Here is a 24,483-nt window from a genome sequence, read left to right as displayed (position 1 = left end):
GCCGACCGGGAAGTTGGCGGGATCAACGTAGGTGAACAGGGTCTTGGTCCGGATCAGCGTATCCAGAGACGAGCGGGCTTTGGCAAAGCCCCATCCACCATCAGTGACCACCACCTGCGGGGGTGCGCTCCGGGACAACAAAGCGCCCCAGGCCTGGCTGTGTTCGCTGCGTGCAAGGTACCAGCCCACGACATGAGTGTCGGTGCAGGCGATCAGGATCACGGCTCTGCGTCCGAGGTAGATCCCATCGACGTCGATCACCCGGTGGACCTCGTCAACCACATCAGGGATGGGCCACAGCTGCCAGAACCGTGCGGTACGCCGACGAAACGTCCGTCCAGCACCAGGCAGGTCGCGCTGGCGCTGGCGAGAGAAAAGAACCGACAAGAACAGGGCGAAGTCTTTCGCGGAGGTATCGATCGCCGCTACGCGACTCATCCCGCACCCGCCACAACGGTAGCGCTGACGTCCCGTACTGGTCTTTCCATAACGTGTCATCGCCTGCTCGCACGGGCGGCAATAAGGAGTGTTCACCCTCCCTATCAGGCAACTTCGGCCCTGACTCTCCGTTGAGAACGCGCCGAAACATCAAGCCCAAACCAACACGAAATGTCCTATAAGCCAGCCCCGTAGAACCAACTTCAACTCCCACTTTTCCGCGTCAAAGCAACGAAAGGTTGGAGTCAAACCAACACGAAATGTCCACCCATCAAGTTCAGCCGCGCGAACTTCAACACCGACCTAATGGCATCACGGCAACAAAAGACCAAGATCAAACCAACACCAAATGTCCTATAAGCCCTCATGGAGATACGGCAAAGGGGGGAAATGTCAGCGTATGACACTTCGCCCTGATCGTGGAGCTACGGGGATTCGAACCCCGGACCTTCTCATTGCGAACGAGACGCGCTACCAACTGCGCCATAGCCCCTGATGAACAATAATTTATCAGATATGGATCGGCGGGACGTAATCAGATGCGTCTCGTTGATCACGCTTATGCTCGGCGGCGTGCTTCGAGAACTTCGTCGAAGTTGAAGGTTGCGATGATGGGGGCCGCATCCGCTGATGATGCGGAGACAGCGTGGGAGAACTTCTCCCCCATCTGCATAGGACGGTACGGGACGGGTGCCGTGGGTGCCTCTGCCGGTTCGAAGGGCTTGACGGTGCGGCGGGAGAAGGTGGGCTTCGGCGTGTAACTCGGAGTGGACACTACCACTGCCGGCTTGACTGTCTGCGTGCGCGGGGCCGGGGCTTCCGGTGCGGAGGCAACGGTAGGCGCTGATGCGACGGTGCTGGCTGAGACAACACTGGCGGCAGATGCTGCGGACTGTGCGGAGGCACGGCGTGCTTCGGCTACCTTGCGGGGCACCTTCTTCGAGGCCTTGGGCTTGCGGTCTTGGACGCGGGCCGTTGCACTGAGCTTCTCCAGCTTGCTGTCGAGCTTCGCGATCGTCTTCTGGTCCTTCGCGTTCGCTTCACGCGCGGAGGGCAGAACGCGGATGTAGAGGCCGAGACCGGCGACTGTCAGGATCGTGGGGATGATGGCGAGAACCATGTGGGCGGTGCCTGCGGCGACGATGATCCAGGCGATGAGCGAGATGAGGACGGCAACGCCGACTCCCATGCCCATGGCTCTCATGCGGGCCGTGCGCTGAGCGACGCGGGCACGGGCCCGGGCTCGGCTGGCTGCGAGCGTGCGAAGGTTGTTGGGATCGACCCGGCGCTTATCGCTCATTCTCGGCTCCACTCGTGGCAGGATTGTTCCGCGATTGGCGGACGTTGAGGTGGTCCACCTGTCGACAGAATTGACGACGCGAAGGTTCTCGGACACACGCTCATCAACAGGCGTTGCGAGGGCTACTCGGCTCCGCCAGGAGAGTGTGGGGTAGACGACGGTCAGCAAGACGATGACAGCCGCGAACAGCGCATATCCCTGAAACTCCACATCACAAACCTAGATCGTTGACGGGATCTCGATCGTGAGGTTATACGGCGTGTTGCCTCGATGATCAGGGAGTTTCAAGGTAATGGGCCTAATCGAGGACGAGACAGGTGAGAGTGTCTCCCACCGCGACGCTGTCGACACTGGCTGGGATGGCGGCGAGAGCGTTGGCGCGGACGAGTCCGTACAGCAGTTCTTGGCCGGGGAGGCCTGTCGGTTCGAAGCGGTAGCCCTCGGATGGTCTGCCCGCCACCTTGACGGGGACATACTCTTCGAGGCCCGAGGGGGATGACCAGGCCCGCACGGCTTGGGCTTTGACGGTGCGGCGATACACGTTGGTGTGGCCGACTGCGCGCCGCAGGGCGGGCCGCACGAACAGTTCGTAGCCGATGAGCGCGGCGACGGGGCTGCCCGGCAGGCAGTAGATGGGAACGGAATCGGGTTCCCCCTCCAATCCGATGAGCCCCACGCCGTATTGACGCTCCGGCGCCATGGCGACGCGGTCGAATCGGACGTTCCCCAGGTCGTAGAGGACTTCCTTGAGGTTGTCTCCCCCGCCGTACGAGAGCCCGCCGGTGGTGATGATGACGTCTGCCCTGACAATGTGATCCTGCAGAGCATCCCGCAGCGCCTTCTTGTCGTCGGAGACGCCGGGGACACGGAACACGATGGCTCCGAGCTCTTGGATGGCGGTGGCGAGCCCATGGGAGTTCGCGTCATAGACGGTACCGGGATGTCCGGCCTTGCCGGGTTCGACCAGTTCGTCTCCGATCGACATAATGACGACGCGGGGGGATGGTTTCACGGCGACTGTTCCGAGGCCCGCCGCGGCAAGGAGGGAGATCTGGCGGGGGCCGATGCGGGTACCGCGCTCGAGTGCGACGAGGCCGGCCTCGAGGTCTTCCGCCTCGAAGCGGATGTTCTCGCCCTCCTCGGCGGGGCGCCTCACCGTCACGGTTGCGCGGCCCGCGTCCGTCCATTCGATCGGGACGAGGGCGTCTGCCTCTCGTGGGATGGGCGCGCCGGAGGACAGTCGGATGGCGGTGCGCGGGGGAAGGACGTCGATCGAGTCCTGGCCCGCGAGTATCTCGCCCGTGACGGGCAGCGAGATCGGGTGGTCGATGCTCGCCCCGGCGACGTCCGACGATCGCACGGCGTAACCGTCTCGTGCCGCGACGTCGCGTGCGGGCACGCTGGTCGGCGAGACGACATCTGTGGCGAGGACGGAACCCACGGAGTCCGCGAGGGGGACGTCGAGGACGGGGATGTCGCGCAGGACCGCCAGGCAGTCGTCGACGAGTTCAGAAACGGTTTTCACGTGTAGCCTCCTGCGTCGATCTTAGACCGTGACTTGCTCGGATACCGCGAACGTGGGGCAATGCGGTCGATTGTTCCCGGTGCTCGTGGGACAATAGGGGCATGACCACTGAAGAAGTGGCACTGCCCGATGTCTCCCACGTTGACGTTGTCGATGCGAAACAGATGGTTCGAGGTGTTCTGCGCGATCGTCGGTCAAAGTTGACCGCGAAGGACGTTGAGAACTTCGCCCCTGTCTTCGCCGACACCATCCTCGATTTCGCGGCCGATGCCAAGACCATATCCCTCTACGTGTCCGTCAAGAACGAACCCGATACTCTTCTCGCCATCGCTGCTCTGCACGAGCGCGGGGTGCGGATCCTCCTGCCGAAGCTCGGACCCGGGCTTGCTCGCATGTGGGCCGAATACACCTCTGACGATCTCGTCGTCGAGGCGCCGGGGCGTCCGCCTTCTCCGCGCGGGGAGGCGCTGCCCAGCGAAGCGGTTGAGGAGGCCGATGTCATCATCGTGCCTGCCTTGGCTGTCAACCATCGCGGTTCCCGCATCGGCCAGGGCGGCGGCTGGTACGACAGGATGCTGAAACAGAACGTGACATCGAAAGTCGGTGCCCTGATCTATCCGTGGGAGTTCATGGATCGGCCGCTCCCCCACGATGAGCAGGATGTGCCGATTCCGTTCGTCCTCCTGCCGGGCGAGACCATCCAGATCGGCCGCTGAGGCGTGCGGGGATGGGACGAGTGTCATCCCCGCCACCCTCTCGAAAGTTCGCGGGGACTGTGGAGTAGGATGGGCTCTCGTAGATCCCCGTCAACTGGAGTGTTACGTGCCAACTTATTCTTACCGTTGCAAGGCATGCGGCAACGAATTCGATATTCAGCAGTCATTCTCTGACGACGCCCTCACCGTGTGCGAGTCCTGTGGTGGAGAGCTTCGCAAGCTCTTCAACTCGGTCGGCATCGTCTTCAAGGGTTCCGGTTTCTACCGCAACGATTCCCGCGGCTCGTCGTCGAGCCTGGCGGCGAAGGATTCGCCCAGCAGCGACACGTCCGCGAGCACTCCGTCTGCTCCGGAGAGTAAACCGGCTCCGGCGAGCACACCCGCCCCAGCCAGCGCTCCTGCTGCCGCAAGCTGACACGCTGCCCCGCCTCGACGGCGGGGCAGTTCTCTGTCCCCCGCTTCTCCCCCGAGGGAACGATCCACAATCCCCTGAGCGCTGCCGCTGACACAGCCCGTCACGGCCTAGGCTCGCAGCATGTCTTCTCGGCCCACTTTCCGTGCCATGATGTGGCGGTGGCGCAGGCTGATCACCGCCGCGCTTCTCGCTCTCTGCCTCGCCATCGTCGTCTCTGCCATCGGCTCGTCGGGGCGCGTGACCTCTCAGATCATGGTCGCGGCCTCGGACATGCCGGCCGGTCATGTCATCTCCGTCTCGGACGTTGCCTGGGTTGCGGCTCCGACGGGCACGATACCGCGTGATCTCGTCCCGGAGGATGTTGCGGGACATCGTCTGTCGATCGGGGTTCCGGCTGGAACTCCTGTCACCGAGTCGATGTTCGTGGGCCCCACGCTGGCCGACAGTGCCCCCGCCGGGACTGTCATCGTTCCCGTTCTCCTGTCCACTCCGAAGGAGCTCACTCCCGTCGGGTCGAGTGTTGACCTGTGGGGTTCTGACGAGGCCGGTGAGGCGTTTCAGGCCGCGACGGCTGCGACGATCATGGCGTTCTCTGACGTGGCCGCCTCACGGTTCGGGACGGATACGACGGAGCTCACGTACGCATTTGTTGCGGTCTCGTCCGATGACGCTACATTTGTCCTTGGCATCAGTGCACGGACGCCTCTCGTGGCAGTCCTGCACGGTTGAACGACGAGAAAGGACGCCCATGCTCCAGGGATTCAAGGAGTTCATTTCGCGCGGTAACGCGATCGACCTTGCCGTTGGCGTTGTCATCGGCGCCGCATTCTCGGGTGTTGTGACGGCCCTGGTGGACAAGTTCATCAACCCTCTGATCGGTGCGCTCTTCGGGGAGCCCAACTTTGATTCCGTCGGCGCCTTCAAGCTCAACGGGGCAACAATCCAGCCCGGAGCGATCCTGACCGCTCTCGTCAGCTTCCTCCTGGTCGCTCTCGCCCTCTACCTGTTTATCGTGATGCCGATGAACAAGCTGGCTGAGCGCCGCGCCGCCGGCATCGCCGAGGAGCCGAAGGCCCCCGCGGAAGACATCATGCTCCTCACCGAGATCCGCGATCTGCTGCGCGAGAGCAACGCTCCGCGGCTCTAACCCCAGTGGGGAGGACGGTTCTCCGCGATCTCCCGATCGCGGGCCGACAGTCCCTCGCGACGCTGGCTCTCCGCCCGTACCGGTTTCACCCGGGCGGGCGGATCGTCTTTGTGGAGGGCTTCTTCGGGGGCTGTTATCTCCCCGCGTTCGAGCCTCTCCCGGTCGACCCGGGAGAGGTGCACGACCCGGCGAGACTTCGTCACAGTTCCGGCTCGTCCTCTGCCGCGGTCTGCCGACGGACGACATTGCGCAGGACGACATCGACCTGGATGCCGCGACGACGCAGATCGAGTTCCGATCTCAGCTCCTCGACGATGTCGTCTTCGGTACGGCGTGCACCGTCGCTGAGGATCCACGCAACCAGCTCATCGAGCTGATCGTCCGAGTAGGCGGCGAGTGGCATGCCGGGCGACACCTTCGGGCGGGGGCCACGAGAGATTCTCGACGGTTCGTCGAGATCGTCGTCGATGGAGGAGATGTCGAGATGTGCGGGGAGGGACTTCGCTGTGCGGGCCCTGCTCGCGGCGAGACGTGCCTCGTCACGCACAGCATCGACAGCCGCGATGATCCGCTCCACTTCTGTCTGTGGTTCGAAGAAGACGGATGTGGTGACGGTGGGAACCACTCGCCATCCCCGCCCCGTCAGCATCGCAGGCCAGAACTGGTCCCTGCGGCGCAGCGACTTCTCCGCGGCATAGACATCGTCGTCGATCGTCACGGCGACAGCCCACTGTCCCGGAATATCGGGATGTCCGGCCACGAGCGGGATGCTGAGAGAACCGCGACGACGATATCCCGCCTGCGCGAGGTAGCCGCGTTCCCGGATCCTGTTGACCAGGTCCGTGAGGAGGGCATTGCTGTTCTCCGGCTCGTCAGGCTTCTCGTGGGGTGCCTGCTTGCGGTAGGCGTCGAGAAGATCGACGAGGAGGATGGAGCCGGGGGCGCCCAGCCTGTCTCGATCGATGTCGGCCGCCTCGAACGACGAGACGACGGTGAGGGACTTCCTGGGGGATTCGAGGGCGGATACGAGCCCGTCCACTCCGGCCTCGGTCGACAGACTGCCGAAGGAGTGGAGTACCCGGCCGTGCACGGTCTTGCCCAATCCGACGGTGAGAATGATGTGGTCACGGCGGAGCCCCCACGAGGACGTCGCATCGACAACCGTGAAGGGTTCGCGCACCGTCGGATCGGTGAGAGCGCCGAGAGCCGATGACGTTCGCGCAACGGAGCGGATCGCGGCCCGGACGCGTTCGGCATGAACGGCGTTGAGGGCGATGACGCCGATCGATTCGGCGGGCCGTGAGAGAGCGAGGTCGACAACGGCCTCGACAACGGCCTCGACCTCCTTCTCGGGGCCTTCGACGAGGCCCGAGCGTGGGCTTGGCACGCCGGTGCCGTCCACGACGATGAGTCGGGGGGCCGGCCGGGACGGTGCTGTCGGGAAGACTGCCAGGCCCGTGGAGAAGCCGTTATCGGCCAGGAAGCGGGCCGTCATCTCATCGTGGCGAGAGGAGTGCGTGGGAAGGCTGGCAACCGGCAGGGATGTGGCAAGTGCGGAGACCGCTTCGCCTCTGCTCTGGGCTCGGCCGGAGACGACGATCGTCCGTCCGCGAAGGAGGGAGGGAACGAGCTGTGCCAGCTCGATCGAATCGATCCCGTCGAGGATCACCACATCCGACCACTCCATCGGCGGAATGTACTGTGCGACGGCAACCGCGCTCATGGCCCAGATCGGCCGCGCTGCCTGCAGGATCGTTCCCCATCGCGCAATCGCTTCGCGCAAGCCCGCGACACCGTGTTCCTCGAGGAACCGGTCCGCTTCGAGCGTCTGATCCTTGTTCTTCGTGATGGTGGCTCGCATGGTGGCGATGATGGCGCGGGAGATATAGCCCGGCATGGACTCCACGTGTTCGCGGTCCTCCCGGACGACACGGGCGATGAGATCGCCCGCCTGGCTCCCTGCCCCGGCCACGAGCTCGGGGGTGGAGGAGAACATGAGCTCGAAGACGGATGCCAGGTAGGCGGCATGGAGCTCGCTGCTCGCCCTGTCGGGGCTGACTGCGCGTGCGCTCATGTCCGCGAAGATCTCGGTGAGGCCGAGCTCCTCGATCTCTGCGCGCAGCGTGTTCCTCTTCGGCAGGTCCGCCAGGTCACCCGATTCGCGGGCCAGTGCCTGGCAGCGCTTGCGCAGGTCGAGGAGACTCATTGCGCTCAGTTCGCTGCCGTCTGGCAGAACCTCGGCGAGTTCGGCCACCTCTGCCTGGACGTCGCTCATCGTGCTCCGGAGTGCACCCATGCCTTCCGGAATCGTGGGCCATGAGCCGGGCTCTGCATGGAGGCGCCACGTCTCCCGCTCCCGTTGGACCTGGGAGAGGGCCGCATGGAGGTCTGACACGTCCTGTCCGGGACGCACCATGTCCCGTGCTTCCTTCTTCAGCCTGCGCCGCTCCGACATGCTCATCGTGGAGCCGTGCTTGCCCCGCCATTCATTCGAGGCGGTCGCGATGATCATGTCCGCAACCGACCGTTCGTAGATGTGGGGGCGGAACGTATCGAGCGTCTCCGCAACGTCGGTCAGCAGGTCGAGCTGGCTCGCCCACGTCTCGAGGCTGTCTGCCTTGCGCAGCCCCGTCTCGGCGGCCACGCGCTGCACCTGATCCATGAGGGCGGGCACGCTGATATCGGCGAGATGGGTGACGCGGTCGTGAATCGCGACCGCCTTCTCTGTTGACGTGATGGTCGAACCGGCCCACGGATCAGCCTCTGAGGCGCGCTGGTCGAGGCGGAGCGCCTCATCGAGCTTCGCGGCGGCCTCGTGGCGGGCACTCTCGTCCGAGAGCGCACCGACGACGGTCTCGTGCAGGCGGATCTTCGTCACCGACCCGCCCTCCTCGAGAGACATGTCGACGATCCGGGTGAGGAGCTGATAGGCGGACACTCCCCACTTGGGGGACGTCTCGTGCAGGGCAGTCATGAAGGCCGTCAGCTGCTCGCGGTCAGCCTCGAGCTGAGCATTGCGCTCCGTCACGGCCTCCCCATCGATCACCGGGGATTTCAGCCGCATGCCTGTCCGCAGCCGGAGCGGAACCTCCGAGAGCTTCGAGAAGTCCGCGAGCGCCTCCCCCAGGCCCAGCCGTTCGAGCTGGGCGGTGAAGGAGCGCTGTGCGGATGCGCTGCCGTACACGTAGAGAACAGGTTTCTGCGATGCTGCGTTATCGGCTGCGATCGAGGCGAGGACTCGCCTCGGATCGGTTCCCGGAGTGGCATCGATGAAGACGGAGGTGCCGCCTGCGACAGCATCGACGATGTCGAGCTCGGCCACGTCGAGCTGGCCGGCTCCGCGTTCTGCCTGTGGGGAGCGGTCGAGCGGGTTGGTGGGGATCTCATTCTCGCTGGGACGGTTGAGAACCAGGTCGGCAAGTAGGGTGGATGCCCGTACCTGTGGTTCCATCGTCACGAGGTCGTCGTGCAGGATCGCTGAGGGTGAAGAGGCCAGCGCGAGGAGGGTGCTGCCTTCGTATACGCAGCCGGGCAGGTAGACGCGGGCGAGTTCGCGCAGGCGCGAGAGTGCCGCGTCTTGGGTCTGGGGGTTGTGGGCGAGTGAGCGGACCTCTTCCACTGCTTCGGTGGGCGCCCCGTAGCGTCGCAGGCCGCCGAGAACGGCGGAGGAGATATCGGTTTCGTCCCCGAGTGTGAGCACCGGGTCCGAGGCGGTCGAGGTGGCGATGTGGACGCTGCGGCGGAGGGCGGGCTCGACGACCTCGATGATCTGCGGGCCTGTCGGTTCGACCCGTTCGAGCTCTTCGAGGGAGATCTGCCCCGTCTCGTCGAATGCTGCGCCGAGTTCGACCTCGATATCGCCATCGATGTCTGGGCTGTGCTTCTGTCCCGGCCTGATCTCGGACCATGTCAGTGTGCCGTGGATGAGGGAGATGGGAGCGGATCCGTAGGCCTCTTCGAGGCCGCGCTGCTTCGCGAGAAGCGCGTTGATCTTCGTGCGTGCCGTCGACAGTGCGTCCGCTTCCCGGAAGAGGGAGGTGAGCGGGGTGGGGCTTCCCGCATAGAAGCCTGCCGCCCCGGTGGGGTGGATGTGGGAGAGGTCGACGACGTCTGGTTCACTGGCAGACAGAATGATGTCGCCTGTCTGCTCGGCCAGGCTGGAACGCCACGACGCGAACGCTTCGGTGATCGCCGCATAGGCGGCCTCCGCCTCTTCGCCGGTCGTCACGGTGACGCCGTTGACGTGGTTGATGTCCCAGTTGGGTTCATCGTCCCGTGTGACGGGTTCGCGTACATCCACCTCGGGTTCTGGCGGGGACTGCGGCGATGGTGCCGACTGCTCCGCTGGTTCCTGGGTGTGCTTCTTACGGAAGAACGATATGGGGCTCACCCCTTTACCGTACCGACTGAAGGGCCCTCGGTCAGTGAAGCGCGCGCTTGTCGACCTGCAGGAATCTGCTGATCGAGCCACCACAGCATGTGGTCTTCCAGCTCTTTGTGTTCTGGTTCCTTGAAAACCTCGTGGTATGCGCCGTCGACGGTCACGAAGTCGGCTGGTGCACCGTTGGCCCGTGCGTGGGAGACGAAGGCTCTCGATCCGGCGATGTTGGCGAGCCCGTCTGCACTGCCGTGGAAGACGAGGAGCGGGAGTGTCGCCGGCCACCGGTTCGCGTGGTCGAGTGCTTTCTGGCCTTGCACTGCCATCGATGCTCCCGTGAGGAGCGGAACGTTCCCGTGGAAGACGAGCGGGTCATTGTCGTAGTCGCGGACCACCTTCGGGTCCCTGCTGATCAGACCGGAGTCGAGTGCCGCAACCGGCAGGCTGGGGAAGACGGAGGCCAGGGCGTAGCCGATACGAGTCGCGGTGCCCGGCAGTTCGGGGAACTGGCGGAAGGCCGGGCCTGAGAGGACGACAGCGTCGAGGCCCGCGGGGTCGATGAGGGCGGAGGCTGCGGTGACGAGTCCGCCCATGGAATGTCCGAACAGCACGAGCCGTGTGGTTCTCATGCGGGCACGGGCCTCCCGGCGTGCCTGCATATGGTGGGAGATCAGCTCCCCCACATCGGAGCAGCCTCTCCGTCCCGGCGCGGTTCCGTGCCCGTCCTGGTCGTAGAAGAACACGTCGTATCCGCCCGCCGCGAAGGACTCGATGAGTGCGGAGTACCTGCCCGCGTGCTCCCCGTAGCCGTGCAGGAGGAGGACGGTGCCTCGGGGCTCGCCGACGGCAATGACCAAACGAAGTTCCATGCCCTCTACTCTCCCACGATCACGATCGTCGCGGTGGTGGAACGGTGCCGTCGGCTATCCCCAGCCCAGTTCGTGCAGGCGATCATCGTCGATGCCGAAGTGGTGGGCGATCTCGTGGATCACGGTCACCGCGATCTCGTCGATGAGTTCCTCCACGGTGTCGCAGTATCTGCTGAGCGGACCGCGAAAGAGGAAGATCGTGTCCGGGAGGGCTCCCGCCCACCCGTCGTCACGGTCCGTCAGCGCTGTCCCCTCATAGAGGCCGAGCAGCTGCGCCTGCCCTGACTCATCGAGTTCATCGGGCAGGACCATGTCGGGGCGCGGCTCCTCCTCGATGAGGAACACGACATTGTCGACTGCGTTCATGAGACCTTCCGGGACGAGGTCGAGTGCGTCCGCCACGGCGTGTTCGAAGTCTTCTTCGCTGAGAAATACCACGCCGCTATCGTCCCACGTCCGCCCCACTCAGCACACCCGCCGGCCACCCTCCGCTTCCTGGTGCCCACGTCCTTCCCGCAGTCGATATCCGTCCCGGACGATGTTCGCCCCTGCCGACCAGTCTCCTTTTCTCCCCGACATCCCACCATTCAGCCACGGTCACGTTGCCGCTCAGGTCGAGTCGTCTCTCGGGTCGAGTCGTCTCTCGGGTCGAGGTCAGGGCGCCTGGTGGGAGCGGGGACGTACCCAGCCGCCCGTCAGCGTGACGGTGACGGGCGTGCCGAGTGGGCGTGGTTCGACGGAGGTCGGTTCGTGCACGACGAGGGTGCCGATATCGGTCTCGACGTCGTAGACCATGTGGGAGCGTGCGAAGCCGACTGCGATGATCTGCCCCGTGAGGCCGTCAGGCCTGTCGAGTGCGATCGATTCGGGCGTGACGAAGACGGTGACGGGCCCCGGCGTGACCGTGGGATGGCAGGGCAGGGTGACTCGGAGCTTCCCGATCGTCACATGAGCACTGTCGCCGCGGAGGGCTGTCGCCGTCCCGGAGAGGATGTTCTCGACTCCCATGAGGTGTGCGACGAAGAGGGAATCCGGATGGTCGTAGACCCACCGCGGGCTTCCCATCTGAACGATCCGCCCCTCGTTCATGATCGCGATCCTGTCCCCCACCGTGCATGCTTCGTCAATATCGTGGGTGACGTAGATGGCGCTGAGGCCCATGCGTCTCACCTGCGTATCGATATCGGCGTGGATGGCGTGGCGGAGGGCCGCTTCGACGTGGGCGACCGGTTCATCGAGGAGGAGTACACGGGGGCGTCGTACGAGGGTGCGGGCGAGACAGACGCGCTGCCCCTGCCCGCCCGAGAGCTCGTGCGGCAGGCGCTGCGCCAGGCCCGTCACGTTCATGATCGCCATCGCACTATCGACACGGTCGTTCCTGCGCCTCTCGCTCATCCGAGCATCATCGAGACCGAAGGCAATGTTGTCTCGCACCGTGACGCCAGGGAAGAGTGTGGGCGATTGGAAGACGAGCCCGGTTTGGCGGGATTGGGCACGCACGCGGGTCACGTCGTCGCCGTCGATGAGGATGCGGCCGCGGTGCGGCTTCATCAGCCCCGCTATCGTCTTGAGAAGCGTTGTCTTCCCGCACCCCGACGGGCCGACGACGGCAAGGATGCCGCCGCGCGGAATGTCGAGACTCAGGTCGCGGATGATCGGCCTGCCCATATCCACGCAGAGGCCTTCGACACGCAACCCCTCGACCGAGCCCACCATCAGACTGTCCTCCTCACATCGGATCCGGTGCCCCACCATGCCTGGGACAGGCCCGCCGTCGCCACAAGGAAGGAGACGGTGGCAACGAGTGCCGTGACGAGGCTGACGGCGAAGACTCGATCATCCCATCCTGCCGCCGCGAGCGTGGTCAGGCTCGTCGATGCGGTCTCGAAACCGGGCGGCTGCACGAAGATGATCGGGGTTGTCCGCGTGAGGATGACACCGGACATGAAGGCGACGAGGGCGATCATGCGGGGCGCGAGGACGGGCGCCAGCACGAATCCTGCCCGCACCCGGTCAGCCCCAGCATCGCGCGCAGCATCGACGAGATCCCCCATGTCCCGCACCATGATCATCATCCCCACATGCGCTATCGGGAGTGCCACGGAGAGGTAGGCCAAGCCGACCGCCACGTAGCCCCCGGCAAGAGATCCGCCCCCGACGAGGGAGGGCAGCACGGTCGCGGAACCGATCGTGATCGAGTCCCGGAAGACAGCCGACAGCATCATGCCGATGACGGACTGCGACAGGAGGAAGGTGCCGGCGAGCAACCCCGTGACGATGATCCGTAAGGCCGGCCCGCGTCTCGCCAGATAGGTTGTCGCCAGCGCGCCGAGCAGGGCTGCCGGGATGACGAGGAGGAGGACGACGAGGGTTGTGGCGGCCAGGGTGACGGGTAGGCCGTTGGCGAGACTCACCCGGGATGCTCCGCGGACGATCACGGCAAGGAGGAGGAGAACCGTCATGGCGATGGGAGCGGTCAGCGGGAGCAGTGCACGCCGTGCGGTCATGTATTCGCTGACGAACTCGGGAGCCCTCACACGGAACGGTTCCCGCAGGGCACCCCAGTCGATAGATGTGAGGAACAGTGCGAAGACGACGGCGGGCAGGACGAGTGCGACGAGGGCGGGCCCGATCGATGTGGTCAGCCCCGTGCTGACACCCCTGAACATGTGGGAGGCCACGTAGGAATCTGTGCCGCCATAGACGAGGGTGACGGAGGGATCGCTGGCGATGAAGAGCGTGGCAACCGCCCCGCTCATCCCGAACCCTCTCAGCCACGGCCTGCGGAGCACGCGCTGGATCGTGCGGAGGGGACTCGCGCCGAGCGAGGCGCTGACCATGAGAACCTCATCGCTGACCGATGCGAGAGCAAGTGCCTGGATGACGAACGTGACAGGCAAATATCCGATCGCCTGCGACACGATGACGATCGCGGGACCGTAGGGATTCATCCCGAACGGCGCCTGGATGAGAGCGGTAGCGAGAGCCACCGAGGGGAAGACGAGCGGGATGCAGGCGATCATGGCGATCGCCCACGAATACTGCCCGCCGAGGCGGTGGGCGAACGCCATCGCCGCCCCCATGATCGCGGCCGCCGCGCCCGCCGCGGCGCTCACGGCAACGGTTCGTGACACGGTGGGCAGCAGCTGACGCCACTCCTCCCATTCGGCACCGATGACGAGGACGATCACGGCCGCGAGAACGGCTCCCGCTATCCTCCTGCTGCTAGTAGGCACCGTGACGCACCTGCCTCACCCAGGCGGTGATGAGGTCCGTTCGCCGCTCACCGGCCGCTACCATGTCTCGACCGAAGATCGGCACATCAAGATCCTCGAGCTCCTGGGTGAGATGGATGTCGAGGCGGTCGCTGACAGGGAGCTGGCTGGCGGCCGCCGCACCGATCTGTTGACCGGTGTCGGAGATCGTGAACGTGACGAAACGAGTCGCCTCGACACGGGCCGATGATTCGTCGAGGACGGCGATGGCACCCACCTCGAAGCCTGTCCCGTCGAGGGGATACACCGTTGTCACGTCGTAGCCGAGGAGCTGTTCGCGCTCGCAATAGGGCCCGAAGGTCACTCCGACGTCGGCCCTGCCCGAGCCGACGACGTGGGCGGGCACGGTACCGGAATCGGTGTAGGTGAGGACCGTGTCATCGAGCCGGGCCATGTATGCCATCGCAGCATCGACGGAGCCGAGACGCTCGTAGTGGACGGACAGCATCGTCAGTGCCGTCCCCGACGTCAGCGGGTTGGGGATGACGACGCCGTCGTGCTCCGGGAGGTCCTCCCATGTTCGGGGCGCTTGCGCGTCGGCCGCGACACAGAAAGCCAGGATCCCGCCATAGATCCCATACCATCGACCATCGGGATCCTTGAGGTCCGCCGGGATGTTCGATGAGTCGGCAATATCGGGGACGGCGAGGAGGCCTTCGTTCGCGGCCAGCGTGTAGGCATCTGCCGGCCCTCCCATCCACACATCGAACTCACCGACATCTTTGGGGACACGGATGCGGGCAAGGGCCTCCGTTGTGGGCATGCGGACGACCGTCACGTCCGCGCCCGTCATCTCCTCATATTCGGCGACGACGGCAACGCAGGATTCGACATTGTTGGAGCACAGCACGACAAGGTCCGGGGACGTGAGCCGCTCCTGGGCGAGAACTCCCACCGCGAGTGCGGTCAGCACGATCCCCGCACCGATACGTGGCATCATGGCGCGCCACCAGCGCGATCGCAGTGTCATCGAGAGCAAGTGTATCCGCCGGCCTCGAGGGAGACCGGCGGATACTGGGTGGGAGCTCTAGCGGTTGTCCTGCTCGGCGAGGAGCTTGGCCTCGCGAGCATCCATCATCTTGCGTTCGTCCCTGCCGACGATCCACATGAAGATAAGGGCGAGGACGACGATGCCCATGAGGCATGCGAACGTCACGTTCCACCCGTAGAACTTCACGAGCAGACCAACGCCCGTGGAAGCGAGGGATGCGCCGAGAAGGTAGCCGAAGAGTCCCGTGAAGCCGGCAGCCGTGCCTGCGACGTTGACCGGCGAGAGATCGATGGCCTGGAGGCCGATGAGCATGACGGGGCCGTAGATGAGACCGCCGATGATCGCGATGAGGACGTAGAAGAGCCACAGCGGCGCGGTTGCGGGGAGGAGCCAGTAGAAGCCGATGGCGACACCGACGCCGGCGAGGAAGACGAGTCCCGCACCCGACCGCCATCCCTTGAACACCTTGTCCGACATCCAGCCGCACAGGAGCGTGCCGACGATGCCGGCGAGTTCGTAGATCGCGAAGCCGATGATGCCGTCGGTGATGTCCGCGGCATGGATCTCTTCCGTCAGGTAGACGGGGATCCAGTTGAGGACGCCATACCGCAGCGTGTAGACGAACACGTTGGTCAACGCTAGCAGGACGATGACGCGGTTGGTGAGGACGTGCTTGAAGAGGGTCTCCTTCCAGGGCATGCCCTCTTCATCGGCTGACTGCTCAACCTTGGCGGGATCGTTGCGGTATTCCTCGATCGTGGGCAGGCCGACGGCCTCGGGACGGTCGCGGATCGTGAGGAACGCGAAGAGTGCCACGAAGAGGGCAACGATGGCGGGGGCCCAGAAGGCGGGGGCCCAGTCGGCCTCGGAGCTGCCGAACTGTGTGAGCGCCCACGCGGCCAGGATGCCGACACCGGCACCGCCGACGTTGTGTGCACAGTTCCAGATGGAGGTCATCCAGCCGCGTTCGTTCGTGGAGAACCAGTGCACAAGGACGCGGCCCGATGGCGGCCATCCCATGCCCTGGAACCAGCCGTTGAGGAACATCATCGCGGCGAAGAGTCCGACTGATGCGGATAGGACGGGGACGAAGGCGATGAGAAGGTTGACGATCGCGGACAGCGCGAGGCCGAGCGGCATGAAGTAGCGTGCGTTCGCACGGTCCGACAGCATGGCCATGAAGAACTTGGACAGGCCGTAGGAGAAGAGAACAGCGTTGGCGACAATGCCGAGGCCGAGTGCGTCGAGGACGTCGTATTCCTTGAGGACCGCGGACACGATCGAGACGTTGTTGCGGATCAGGTAGAAGCCTGCGTAGCCGAAGAAGATACCGAGGAACGCCTGGCGCCTCAGCCGCTTGTAGAGCGGATCGATCTCGTTCTCCGGCACGGGGGTACCTGCCGGTGGTGCGGAGAGAACACCGAGGCCCCCTCGAGATGTGTTAGCCATGAATGAAACCCTTTGGTCGTGCACCGTTGCCTCTTTGTCGACGGTGCCTGCGCCTACCATTGTTCATCTGCCCTGGTGACAGGGCTACAGGCCAGGGTCACACTCGGTCACAGCCCTGTTACCGAGACTCGTCCTCCAGGCGCAGACCATATCCGAGGCCCCGATGGGAATCGATGACGAGCCCATCCACACCCGCGTTCGCAAGGTTGCGCCTCAGCCGGTAGATCGTCGTCTTCACCATTTCTCGGCCGCCGATGGCCTCGCTCGTCGCCCACGCCTCGTTGACGATGTCTCGTTGGCTGACGATGCTGTCGGGGCGCCGGGCCAGGGCGAGGAGCACCCGCAGTTCCGTCACCGACAGGTCGAGACGGCGGTTCTCCCAGTAGGCGGTGAGGGCATGGGTGTCGATCGTGAGGGGGCCCACCTCAATCGCATCCGAGTGGGCCGCCGGTTGGGAACGGCGGACGATGGCTTGGGCGCGCAGGGCGAGCTCGCGCGGGCTGAACGGCTTCGTCACATAGTCATCGGCGCCCGCCTCGAGGCCGGCAATGCGGTCTTTCTCGCCGCGCAGCGCTGTCAGCAAGATGATGGGGACGTCGATCGCTGAGGCTCTCATGCGCTTGACGAGGTCGACCCCCGAACCGGACGGCATCATGACGTCGAGGACGACGATATCGATCCGCTGGCTTGTGAGCACCCGCCACGCGTCTGGCACGGTGCTCGCCTCGACGCAGTCGAAGCCCTGCACCTCGAGGGCGAAGCTGACGATGGAGATCATCTGCAGCTCGTCATCGACGACGAGAGCGACGGGTTTCACCGGGTCTCCTCACCGCGCGGCAGGGACACGAGGATCGCCGTTCCGTAGCCCTCCTCGGAGTCCACCATGATGTTTCCTCCGTGAGCCTCGACGATCTTCCGAGTCACCAGCATACCAATGCCGCTTCCAGGCCTGCGGGATGATCCCGTGGCGAACGGCGTGAAGAGCGATTCCTGATCCCTCTCGGACATTCCCGATCCCGTGTCACCCACCGACAGGAGCGCACCACCATCGTCCCCGGGGGTGATACGAACCATGACGGTGACACCGTCCCCAGCATGCCGGATCGCATTGTTGACGAGATTCCACACGAGCTGGCGGATGAGGTGCGGCTCCGTATAGATGGGGACCATGCCGCCGCGAGCATCGACCCGGATGGGGACGCTCGTGATCCTCCGCATGTCACGTGCCGCCTCGTAGACGACCTCCCGAACATCGACGAGTTCGTGCGTGTGGAGTGTCGGATTGTCGTCGAGGCGCACCTGGGAGATGAAGTTCTCGGCGATATCGATGACCTGCTGGACGTTCTCCGTGATGGTCTCGACGAAGCCGACCTGGCGCTCGTTGAGGGGGCCCGGCGTCTGCTCCGCGAGGAGCTCTGCCGCACCCCGCACGAGTGCGAGCGGGGTACGGATCTCGTGCGCGATGATGGCGGGGCGCTTCTCCCGCGCGGCAAGCTCTGCCGCCAGGCGGGCACTCTCCGCACGGTGGGCCCGCCGGTCACGCCACAGCCAGACGATCGCGGACGAACTCGCCACGAGGGCAACGGTGAGGACGATGAGGAGCTCCATGGCTCGATCCTCACACAGGACGCGGGAGACGGCGACTGGACGCCGGGGAACCGTTGGCGCGGAGAGTCACGGGGCGGGAATGCCGTGGAGCTGACGATGGAGGTCTTTGACGATGAGGCTCAGCTCCGGGTCGGGGCCAGCCACGTCGATCCCGGGAGCCACCGCAGTGATCGGCAGGGGCGCTACTGGGCCCGGCGCTATCCCCCATTCCGCATGCCACGATACGAGCTGCTGCGTCGAGGAGGCGTAGACGATGCGGCCGAGACCCACCCAGGCGTGGGCGGCCGAACACATCGCGCAGTGCTCCCCCGACGTGTAGACGGTGGCACGCCTGCGCTGGTCAGGGCTGAGGAACTGCGCAGCCCATCGTGCGATGGCGAACTCCGGATGCTGCGTCTGATCCCCGCCCGCAACCCGATTGCGATCGGCGACAAGCTGCTCCCCCTCGTCACTGACGAGGATCGAGCCGAAGGGTTCATCACCAGCCGCGAGCGCCTCTCTCGCGAGGGACACGCAGGCTTCAAGGTAGTCACGATCTGTCATCATGGCGCCACTCAACCACGAAGGGAGCCCCGTGGGAAGCGGAACGCGGCTGCCCACCATTCCTCGAGGCCCCGACATGATGCCTGCCCTCCTCGCAGATAAGGCTGGCTGCGCCGTGCTCGACCCTAGTAGGAGGAGCGCTGCGGCTGGCTGTCGCCGGTGATGAAGGTCTGCGCGAGCGCCTCCGACGCTCTCGCCAGGGACGACACGTCTGCCCCGACGAGGATGAAGTCGATGCCGCCGTCGATATAGTCCCGGGCGTGTGCCGGGTCGAAGGCATTGATGCCGACGGGTATTCCAGCCTCGCGGGCGGCGGCGATGACAGTGTGGATAGCGGCAACCACCTGTGGATGTGCCTGTTGGCCGAGGTGGCCCATGGAGGCCGCGAGGTCGGAGGGTCCGATGAAGATCGCGTCGACTCCGGAGCGGCAGATAGCGGGAGCATTCGCCACTGCTTCCGCGCTCTCGATCTGGGCGATCACGCTGACGTGGGTCGAGTTCGCTGTCCCGAGGTAGTCGTCGACGCGGTTCCACCTGGCCGCGCGAGACAGCGCAGACCCGACGCCCCGAACGCCTTCGGGCGGGTAGCGGGTGGCGGAGATGATGGCGGCTGCGTCCTCTGCCGTGTCAACCATGGGAACGAGGAGGTTCTGCGCACCGAGATCCAGATACTGCTTGATGATGGTCGCGTCGCCGCTCGGGACGCGCACGACCGGCGTCACGGGGTAGGCGGCGATGACCTGCAGCTGGGTTTGGATCGCCTGGAGGGAGAGGGGTGCGTGCTCACCGTCGATGAGGAGCCAATCGAGGCCTGATCCTGCACATATTTCGGCATTGATGGGGCTGCCGGAGCACAGCCACATGCCGACGAGCGCACGGTCGCTCTGCTCGAGTGTCCGGGTGAAGGTCTCGGGCAGGTCTAGACGAAACGGCATGAGATTGTCCCCAGCCTTCCGTAGTCGCACAGGACCGTATCCCCGCGCTCCACCCACATGGGACGGGTGAACGAGCCTGCGAGGATCAGTTCGCCCGCTTCGAGGCGTGATCCGTGCTGGGCGAACTTGTTGGCCAGCCAGGCCACGCCGGTGGCCGGATGGTTGAGGACACCCGCCGCGACCCCGGTCTCCTCGATCGTCTCGTTCTTGTAGAGGAGCGCCGCAACCCACCTGAGGTCGATGTCATCCGGCCGCACGGGGTTCCCGCCGATCACCATCCCCCCATAGGCGGCGTTATCGGAGATCGTGTCGACGATGGTGCGGCCGTCGAGTTCGATGTGGGAGTTGAGGATCTCGAGCGCCGGAACAACATAGTCGGTTGCTCTCAGCACATCGAAGATCGTCACGTTCGGCCCCTCGAGCGCTTCTTTGAGGAGGAAGGCGAGTTCGACCTCGATGCGGACGTTGAGGAATCTGTCCGTGTCGATGACGGAGCCGTTCTCAAAGACGGTGTCGTCGAACATGACGCCGTAGTCGGGTTCGGTGATGCCGGTGGCGGCCTGCATCGCCTTCGACGTGAGGCCGATCTTCCGTCCGACAAGCCGGCGCCCTGCCGCGATCTGCTGGTCTCGCCACACGCCCTGGATCGCGTACGAGTCGTCGACCGTCGCGTCCGGATACCTGGCGGTGATGCGGGGAATGGGAGTCTTCGTGCGATCGGCTTCTGCCAGTTCGGCCGCGATCGCGGTGATCACGCTGCGTTCTAACATGTGAGTCCTTCCGTGGGGTGTGCGGCCCGATCCCTCGGGCCGCACGTCAGCTCAAGTCGAAGATGGGATCGAAGAAGCGCGCGAGCGAAGCCGTGTCCTCGAGTGCGGCGATGTGGGCGACATACATGTCGGGCCGGACAACGATCACCGCACCATCGCGGGAGATGCCGCGAAGGTCGAAGATGTCCTCATCTGCCATGACGCCGTAGACCTGGCCCCAGTCCTCGACGCGGAACGGGCCGACCTCGGGACGGAACACGGACGGTGCGTCCGTGACATCGAAGTCGTGAAGTGCCTGCTGGTAGATGACCTTGATGTCGAAGACCGAGTCTGGTTCCTGTCCCGGTTTCGTGCAGCGGACAAGCGGGGAGGAGGGGTCGCCGCCCAGCCAGGCAGCGAAGCCATCGACCGGTGATGGGGTTGTGGGATGTGCGCCGTCTGCGAAGACGTAGATCCGCCACCGACCATCGGCGCGATGCTCGTGTCCGATGTGGATGGGGTTGGCGTCTGCCCTCCGGACGGCTCGTGCCGACTTGAAGCGCTTGCCCAGCGGATATCCTGTCGCCAGTTCCTGTTTCGCCTCGGCGGAGACGAGCAGTCCGGGCTGGTATTGGGTCATGAACCCTGCCGGGAATTCTGCTGTGCGAACATAGAACTCCTCGATCGACTCCCCGTCGTCCGCCCCCGCCATGCGGCTCGACCATTCAAGGTCGAAGTCGATGAGATCCTGGGCGATCTTCTGGCGCTCCTGCGTGTATGTGCGCAGCAGTCTCTCTGACGAGTAGCCGCGCAGCACCTGCGCGAGCTTCCACCCGAGATTGAAGCCGTCCTGCATCGACACGTTCATGCCCTGACCCGCCTTGGCGGAATGCGTGTGGCACGCATCGCCCGCGATGAAGACCCGCGGGAATCCCTCATCACCATCGGCGACATCATCGAACCGGTCGGTCACGCGATGTCCGACTTCGTACACGGACCACCAGGCAACGTCCTGGACGTCGAGCGTGTAGGGCGCCATGATCTCGTTCGCGCGGCGAATGATCTCGTCCAGCGGAGTCTTCCGGATCTCGCGGTTGTCGTCTTCGGGCACCTCGCCGAGGTCCACGTAGGAGCGGAACAGGAACCCGCCCTCGCGGGGAATATGGAGGATGTTGCCCTTCGGGGAGTTGATGATCGATTTGAGCCTGATATCGGGGAAGTCGGTCTTCGCGACGACGTCGGCCACTCCCCACGCATGGTAGGAGATCTTGCCCTGGTGGGTGGCACCGATCGCTTCGCGCACCTTTGACCGTGCGCCGTCTGCTCCGAGCACGTATTTCGCTCGGACCGTGCGAGTCTTGCCCTCGTCGGGGCCTGCCGTGACGAGCAGGTCCACCGTCACCGGGTACTCCCCGTCGCCGACCGTGAGGCCGATGAACTCGTAGCCGTAATCGGGTGCCATCTTCGTCGGCTGGTCTGCCATGAACTCGACGAAATAGTCGAGGACGCGAGCCTGGTTGACGATGATGTGCTCGAACTCAGACAGGTCGTACGGATCATCCTCGGTGATCGCGGTACGGACGATCTCGTCAGTGTTCTCGGGGTTGGGCTTCCAGAACGCCGTCTCCGTGATCCGGTAGGCCTCCGCAACGATCTCCCGTCCGAAGCCGAACGCTTCGAAGGTCTCGACCGTGCGCGCCTGGATGCCGTCGGCGTGGCCGAGCTCGAGGCGGCTTGGCCGCCTGTCGATGATGAGGGTGCGGATCTCGGGGAAGACGGACAGCTGGGCTGCTGTCATCATCCCGGCGGGGCCGGAACCGACGATGAGGACATCCATCTCGTCCGGCAATCCCGGCTGCCTGTCGATGCCGACGCCGGCCGCCGGCTTGTTGCGGGGGTTTTCTGACACGTAGCCGTGGTGGTGGAACTTCATTGGTCATCCTTAAGAATCGGATGAGGCATGCGGCAGTGCCGCACTGCTAGACGTCGTTCACGAGCAGTGCTTCGCGCAGCGAAGTGAGCTTGTGCGCCCTCGCAAAGAGCTCGATCTCGTCAGCCTCCGCGCCACTGCGGATAAGGTCGAGGAGATGAGAATGCTGGTCGATCGAATGATGCGATCGGCTGGCGGTGAACTTGAATGACGTCCGGCGGATGCGACTGACCCGCTCGGCCTCGGTGGTCATGAGTGAATGGAGACGTTCGTTCGGGCACCTGCCGCAGAGAACGTCGTGGAAGCGGCTGTTGAGCCTTCGGTAGGCGGTGGAGTCGAAGCTGGGCGATTCTGTCAGGGCAAGCATCTCCCTGTTGCATGCATCTGCTTCGTCGAGATCGGCCTCCGTCAGGTGGGGCGCTGACAGTGCAGTCACCGCGCCTTCGAGGAGGGCGAGAATATTCATCGACTCCGCATAGCCCGCCGCATCGACAGTGGAAACCTGGGCCCCGACATTGTGCGTATATTCCACGAGAGATTCCGCTTCAAGCCAGCGGATTGCTTCGCGGACAGGGACGGTCGACACGTTGAACTCCGCTGCGAGAGAGGAGAGCACCAATCGATATCCGGGACTGTAGTACCCGTCGATGATGCGGGTACGGAGCTGGTTGTAGACCAGGTCGGATTTCGATGTCGACGATGCCTTTGCCATGGTGTCACTTTCATGAGGTACCGGGTCTTAGAGGGGGCGGGACCTGCGTCCCGCCGCCCAAGTCTAAGGCACGGCTGGGGAGAGGATTATCAGAAGCCTGCGCCGCGTTCGAAGGTCACCGGGATGGCGTCCGTCTTCGCTGCGATCTTCTCGATCTTCCTGTTGAGTTCGGCATCGGCCTCTGCCGTAAGTGGCCGACCCGTTCGATCCTTCAAGGTGAAGGTGGTGATGAGGGCGATGACCGTGATGATGAAGATGTATCCGGCCACCGCCATCGATGTCTGGAACTCGGCCTGCAGAGCTGTTGCGATGAGGGGAGCGAAGGCGCCGCCGAGAATCGCGCCGATCGCATTGGCAAGTCCGGCACCCGAGTAGCGGATCTTGGCGGGGAACGCTTCGGCGAACATGGCCGACTGCTGGCCGTAGGTGAAGCCGAGTGGGATGGAGAGGATGACGAGACCGACGCCGATGAGGAGATAGTTCTCGGTATCGATGAGCAGGAAGAGCGGGAACACCCACACCAGCTGCAGGACGAAGCCGATGAGATAGGTCGTCTTTCGCGTGATCTTGTCCGACGCCCACGCGGCGAGGAGTGTCGTCCCGATCCAGACCGCTGACGTGAGGGAGATGAGAGTGAGCATCGTTTCCCTGTCGAGGCCCAGATCGTTGACCGTATAGGACAGGACATAGCCTCCGGCGATCATGTAGCCGGCCACGCCGTTGCCCATGAAGATGAGTGCGCACTGGATGAGAGGGCGCCACGCTGTGCGGAACATTTCGACGATGGGGAGACGGACCTGGTCTTCGCTTTCCGCGATCTCTGCCATGACCGGGGATTCGGAGACGCCGAGACGGATCACCATGCCGATGACGATGAGGACGATGGAGAAGAGGAAGGGGATGCGCCAGCCCCACGACAGGAACTGTTCTTCCGTGGTAAGAGTATCGACGGCCCAGAGTGCAACGGTTGCCATGAGCATGCCGAGCGGAACACCGATCTGCGGGAAGCCGCCGAACAGGCCTCGCCTCTTCGCGGGAGCATGCTCGACTGCCATGAGCGCAGCCCCTCCCCATTCGCCGCCTGCCGCGAATCCCTGGCAGACGCGCAGGAACATGAGGAGGGCTGGGGCCCAGAAGCCGATCTGGGCGTAGGTGGGCAGGACGCCGATGAGGAACGTTGCCACGCCCATGAGCATGAGGGTCGCGACGAGCATGACCTTTCGGCCCAGCCTGTCGCCGAAGTGTCCTGCCACTGCCGCGCCGAGGGGACGGAAGAAGAAGGAGATGCCGACCGTTGCGAAGGAGATGAGGCGTCCAGCCAGCTCTCCCGAGCCTTCGACGAACGGGTCGAAGAAGAGCGGCGCGAGCACGATCGCCGCGGCGTTCGCGTAGATGAAGAAGTCGTACCATTCGACCGCGGTGCCGACAAGGGTTCCGAGGGCAACCCTGCGGTCTTCGGACTTCTTGGCGTTGAGAATGATCTCAGCTTGTGTCTGCGCCATG

Annotated in this window: 22 protein-coding genes, 1 tRNA gene and 1 pseudogene; 4 read left to right on the top strand and 20 right to left on the bottom strand. The window is 64.5% G+C overall.

The genetic code is table 11. The features are described from left to right. Positions 1–63: 63 nt before the first annotated feature. From H2O75_RS11025 to H2O75_RS01265, 4 genes and pseudogenes are all read right to left on the bottom strand, one after another. Positions 64–342 (bottom strand): annotated as a pseudogene (locus H2O75_RS11025) (IS256-like element ISEle1 family transposase); the annotation flags it as partial. Between the two features lie 516 nt (positions 343–858). Then, a tRNA-Ala gene (locus tag H2O75_RS01275) sits at positions 859–931 on the bottom strand. A gap of 66 nt (positions 932–997) precedes the next feature. Further along, entirely contained in the window at positions 998–1,948 is a 951-nt protein-coding gene (locus H2O75_RS01270) for a hypothetical protein (RefSeq protein ID WP_182172598.1), read from the bottom strand. 88 nt (positions 1,949–2,036) lie between these two features. Next, positions 2,037–3,263 (bottom strand): molybdopterin molybdotransferase MoeA, encoded by a 1,227-nt coding sequence (locus H2O75_RS01265; protein WP_182172594.1) that lies wholly within the window; start codon positions 3,261–3,263, stop codon positions 2,037–2,039. 101 nt (positions 3,264–3,364) lie between these two features. On the opposite strand from H2O75_RS01265, the gene H2O75_RS01260 reads away from it, so the two are divergent. The 4 genes from H2O75_RS01260 (at position 3,365) to mscL (ending at position 5,541) form a co-directional block, all read left to right on the top strand. Beyond that, complete coding sequence (locus H2O75_RS01260; protein ID WP_182172590.1) at positions 3,365–3,979, top strand: 5-formyltetrahydrofolate cyclo-ligase; 615 nt, start codon at positions 3,365–3,367, stop codon at positions 3,977–3,979. Positions 3,980–4,085: 106 nt separating this feature from the next. After that, positions 4,086–4,394: an FmdB family zinc ribbon protein gene (locus H2O75_RS01255; protein WP_182172587.1), complete on the top strand. Its 309-nt coding sequence runs from the start codon at positions 4,086–4,088 to the stop codon at positions 4,392–4,394. A gap of 120 nt (positions 4,395–4,514) precedes the next feature. Then, positions 4,515–5,123 (top strand): SAF domain-containing protein, encoded by a 609-nt coding sequence (locus H2O75_RS01250; protein ID WP_182172585.1) that lies wholly within the window; start codon positions 4,515–4,517, stop codon positions 5,121–5,123. Positions 5,124–5,142: 19 nt separating this feature from the next. After that, the gene (gene mscL, locus H2O75_RS01245; protein ID WP_182172582.1) at positions 5,143–5,541 is read left to right on the top strand and encodes a large conductance mechanosensitive channel protein MscL; all 399 of its coding nucleotides are present in this window, start codon (positions 5,143–5,145) and stop codon (positions 5,539–5,541) included. Here the strand turns inward: mscL and H2O75_RS01240 are convergent. The 16 genes from H2O75_RS01240 to H2O75_RS01165 all read right to left on the bottom strand — a co-directional run bounded on the left by H2O75_RS01240 (position 5,538) and on the right by H2O75_RS01165 (position 24,482). Beyond that, positions 5,538–5,744: a hypothetical protein gene (locus H2O75_RS01240; RefSeq protein ID WP_182172579.1), complete on the bottom strand. Its 207-nt coding sequence runs from the start codon at positions 5,742–5,744 to the stop codon at positions 5,538–5,540. The genes mscL and H2O75_RS01240 overlap by 4 nt on opposite strands. Next, a complete protein-coding gene (locus H2O75_RS01235; protein ID WP_182172577.1) occupies positions 5,741–9,931 on the bottom strand; it encodes a hypothetical protein in 4,191 nt (1,396 codons plus the stop codon). The genes H2O75_RS01240 and H2O75_RS01235 overlap by 4 nt, the downstream gene beginning before the upstream one ends. After that, positions 9,928–10,788 carry an alpha/beta hydrolase gene (locus H2O75_RS01230; RefSeq protein WP_182172575.1) on the bottom strand — a complete coding sequence of 287 codons (861 nt, stop codon included), beginning with the start codon at positions 10,786–10,788 and terminating at the stop codon, positions 9,928–9,930. Before H2O75_RS01230 ends, H2O75_RS01235 begins: the two co-directional genes overlap by 4 nt. A 54-nt stretch (positions 10,789–10,842) precedes the next feature. After that, the gene (locus H2O75_RS01225; protein ID WP_259365272.1) at positions 10,843–11,226 is read right to left on the bottom strand and encodes a metallopeptidase family protein; all 384 of its coding nucleotides are present in this window, start codon (positions 11,224–11,226) and stop codon (positions 10,843–10,845) included. Between the two features lie 216 nt (positions 11,227–11,442). Then, positions 11,443–12,504 (bottom strand): ABC transporter ATP-binding protein, encoded by a 1,062-nt coding sequence (locus H2O75_RS01220; protein ID WP_182172573.1) that lies wholly within the window; start codon positions 12,502–12,504, stop codon positions 11,443–11,445. Further along, a complete protein-coding gene (locus H2O75_RS01215) occupies positions 12,504–14,024 on the bottom strand; it encodes an ABC transporter permease family protein (protein ID WP_182172571.1) in 1,521 nt (506 codons plus the stop codon). The genes H2O75_RS01220 and H2O75_RS01215 overlap by 1 nt, the downstream gene beginning before the upstream one ends. After that, complete coding sequence (locus H2O75_RS01210) at positions 14,014–15,033, bottom strand: extracellular solute-binding protein (protein WP_182172569.1); 1,020 nt, start codon at positions 15,031–15,033, stop codon at positions 14,014–14,016. The genes H2O75_RS01215 and H2O75_RS01210 overlap by 11 nt, the downstream gene beginning before the upstream one ends. A 57-nt stretch (positions 15,034–15,090) precedes the next feature. Continuing rightward, complete coding sequence (locus H2O75_RS01205; RefSeq protein ID WP_182172567.1) at positions 15,091–16,503, bottom strand: MFS transporter; 1,413 nt, start codon at positions 16,501–16,503, stop codon at positions 15,091–15,093. A 118-nt stretch (positions 16,504–16,621) separates the two neighbouring features. Next, a complete protein-coding gene (locus H2O75_RS01200; protein WP_182172564.1) occupies positions 16,622–17,320 on the bottom strand; it encodes a response regulator transcription factor in 699 nt (232 codons plus the stop codon). Next, complete coding sequence (locus H2O75_RS01195) at positions 17,317–18,111, bottom strand: sensor histidine kinase (RefSeq protein WP_182172561.1); 795 nt, start codon at positions 18,109–18,111, stop codon at positions 17,317–17,319. Before H2O75_RS01195 ends, H2O75_RS01200 begins: the two co-directional genes overlap by 4 nt. 66 nt (positions 18,112–18,177) lie before the next feature. Beyond that, positions 18,178–18,657, bottom strand: a complete 480-nt coding sequence (locus H2O75_RS01190; RefSeq protein WP_182172558.1) for a nucleoside deaminase — start codon at positions 18,655–18,657, stop codon at positions 18,178–18,180. A 122-nt stretch (positions 18,658–18,779) separates the two neighbouring features. Continuing rightward, the gene (locus tag H2O75_RS01185; protein ID WP_182172555.1) at positions 18,780–19,589 is read right to left on the bottom strand and encodes an HpcH/HpaI aldolase family protein; all 810 of its coding nucleotides are present in this window, start codon (positions 19,587–19,589) and stop codon (positions 18,780–18,782) included. Beyond that, positions 19,574–20,359 (bottom strand): 2-oxo-hept-4-ene-1,7-dioate hydratase, encoded by a 786-nt coding sequence (gene hpaH, locus H2O75_RS01180; RefSeq protein WP_182172552.1) that lies wholly within the window; start codon positions 20,357–20,359, stop codon positions 19,574–19,576. The genes H2O75_RS01185 and hpaH overlap by 16 nt, the downstream gene beginning before the upstream one ends. Before the next feature lie 46 nt (positions 20,360–20,405). Further along, positions 20,406–22,271 carry an FAD-dependent monooxygenase gene (locus tag H2O75_RS01175; protein ID WP_182172549.1) on the bottom strand — a complete coding sequence of 622 codons (1,866 nt, stop codon included), beginning with the start codon at positions 22,269–22,271 and terminating at the stop codon, positions 20,406–20,408. A 46-nt stretch (positions 22,272–22,317) separates the two neighbouring features. Next, entirely contained in the window at positions 22,318–22,980 is a 663-nt protein-coding gene (locus H2O75_RS01170) for a GntR family transcriptional regulator (RefSeq protein WP_182172546.1), read from the bottom strand. An 89-nt stretch (positions 22,981–23,069) separates the two neighbouring features. Further along, positions 23,070–24,482, bottom strand: coding sequence for an MFS transporter (locus H2O75_RS01165; protein ID WP_182172542.1), 1,413 nt, complete (start codon positions 24,480–24,482; stop codon positions 23,070–23,072). Position 24,483: the final 1 nt, after the last annotated feature.

It is taken from the genome of Flaviflexus equikiangi, from assembly GCF_014069875.1.
GTDB classification, from domain to species: domain Bacteria; phylum Actinomycetota; class Actinomycetes; order Actinomycetales; family Actinomycetaceae; genus Flaviflexus; species Flaviflexus equikiangi.
This window is presented reverse-complemented; position numbering and strand designations above follow the sequence as displayed.

What these genes read in the sequence shown, in the direction of transcription:
- H2O75_RS01195 (WP_182172561.1), bottom strand. Translation starts at nt 18,111, where the DNA reads ATGGAGCTCCTCATCGTCCTCACCGTTGCCCTCGTGGCGAGTTCGTCC.
- H2O75_RS01210 (WP_182172569.1), bottom strand. Translation starts at nt 15,033, where the DNA reads ATGACACTGCGATCGCGCTGGTGGCGCGCCATGATGCCACGTATCGGT.
- H2O75_RS01220 (WP_182172573.1), bottom strand. Translation starts at nt 12,504, where the DNA reads ATGGTGGGCTCGGTCGAGGGGTTGCGTGTCGAAGGCCTCTGCGTGGAT.
- H2O75_RS01165 (WP_182172542.1), bottom strand. Translation starts at nt 24,482, where the DNA reads ATGGCGCAGACACAAGCTGAGATCATTCTCAACGCCAAGAAGTCCGAA.
- hpaH (WP_182172552.1), bottom strand. Translation starts at nt 20,359, where the DNA reads ATGTTAGAACGCAGCGTGATCACCGCGATCGCGGCCGAACTGGCAGAA.
- H2O75_RS01260 (WP_182172590.1), top strand. Translation starts at nt 3,365, where the DNA reads ATGACCACTGAAGAAGTGGCACTGCCCGATGTCTCCCACGTTGACGTT.
- mscL (WP_182172582.1), top strand. Translation starts at nt 5,143, where the DNA reads ATGCTCCAGGGATTCAAGGAGTTCATTTCGCGCGGTAACGCGATCGAC.
- H2O75_RS01175 (WP_182172549.1), bottom strand. Translation starts at nt 22,271, where the DNA reads ATGAAGTTCCACCACCACGGCTACGTGTCAGAAAACCCCCGCAACAAG.
- H2O75_RS01190 (WP_182172558.1), bottom strand. Translation starts at nt 18,657, where the DNA reads ATGATGACAGATCGTGACTACCTTGAAGCCTGCGTGTCCCTCGCGAGA.
- H2O75_RS01230 (WP_182172575.1), bottom strand. Translation starts at nt 10,788, where the DNA reads ATGGAACTTCGTTTGGTCATTGCCGTCGGCGAGCCCCGAGGCACCGTC.
- H2O75_RS01185 (WP_182172555.1), bottom strand. Translation starts at nt 19,589, where the DNA reads ATGCCGTTTCGTCTAGACCTGCCCGAGACCTTCACCCGGACACTCGAG.
- H2O75_RS01170 (WP_182172546.1), bottom strand. Translation starts at nt 22,980, where the DNA reads ATGGCAAAGGCATCGTCGACATCGAAATCCGACCTGGTCTACAACCAG.
- H2O75_RS01250 (WP_182172585.1), top strand. Translation starts at nt 4,515, where the DNA reads ATGTCTTCTCGGCCCACTTTCCGTGCCATGATGTGGCGGTGGCGCAGG.
- H2O75_RS01205 (WP_182172567.1), bottom strand. Translation starts at nt 16,503, where the DNA reads ATGGCTAACACATCTCGAGGGGGCCTCGGTGTTCTCTCCGCACCACCG.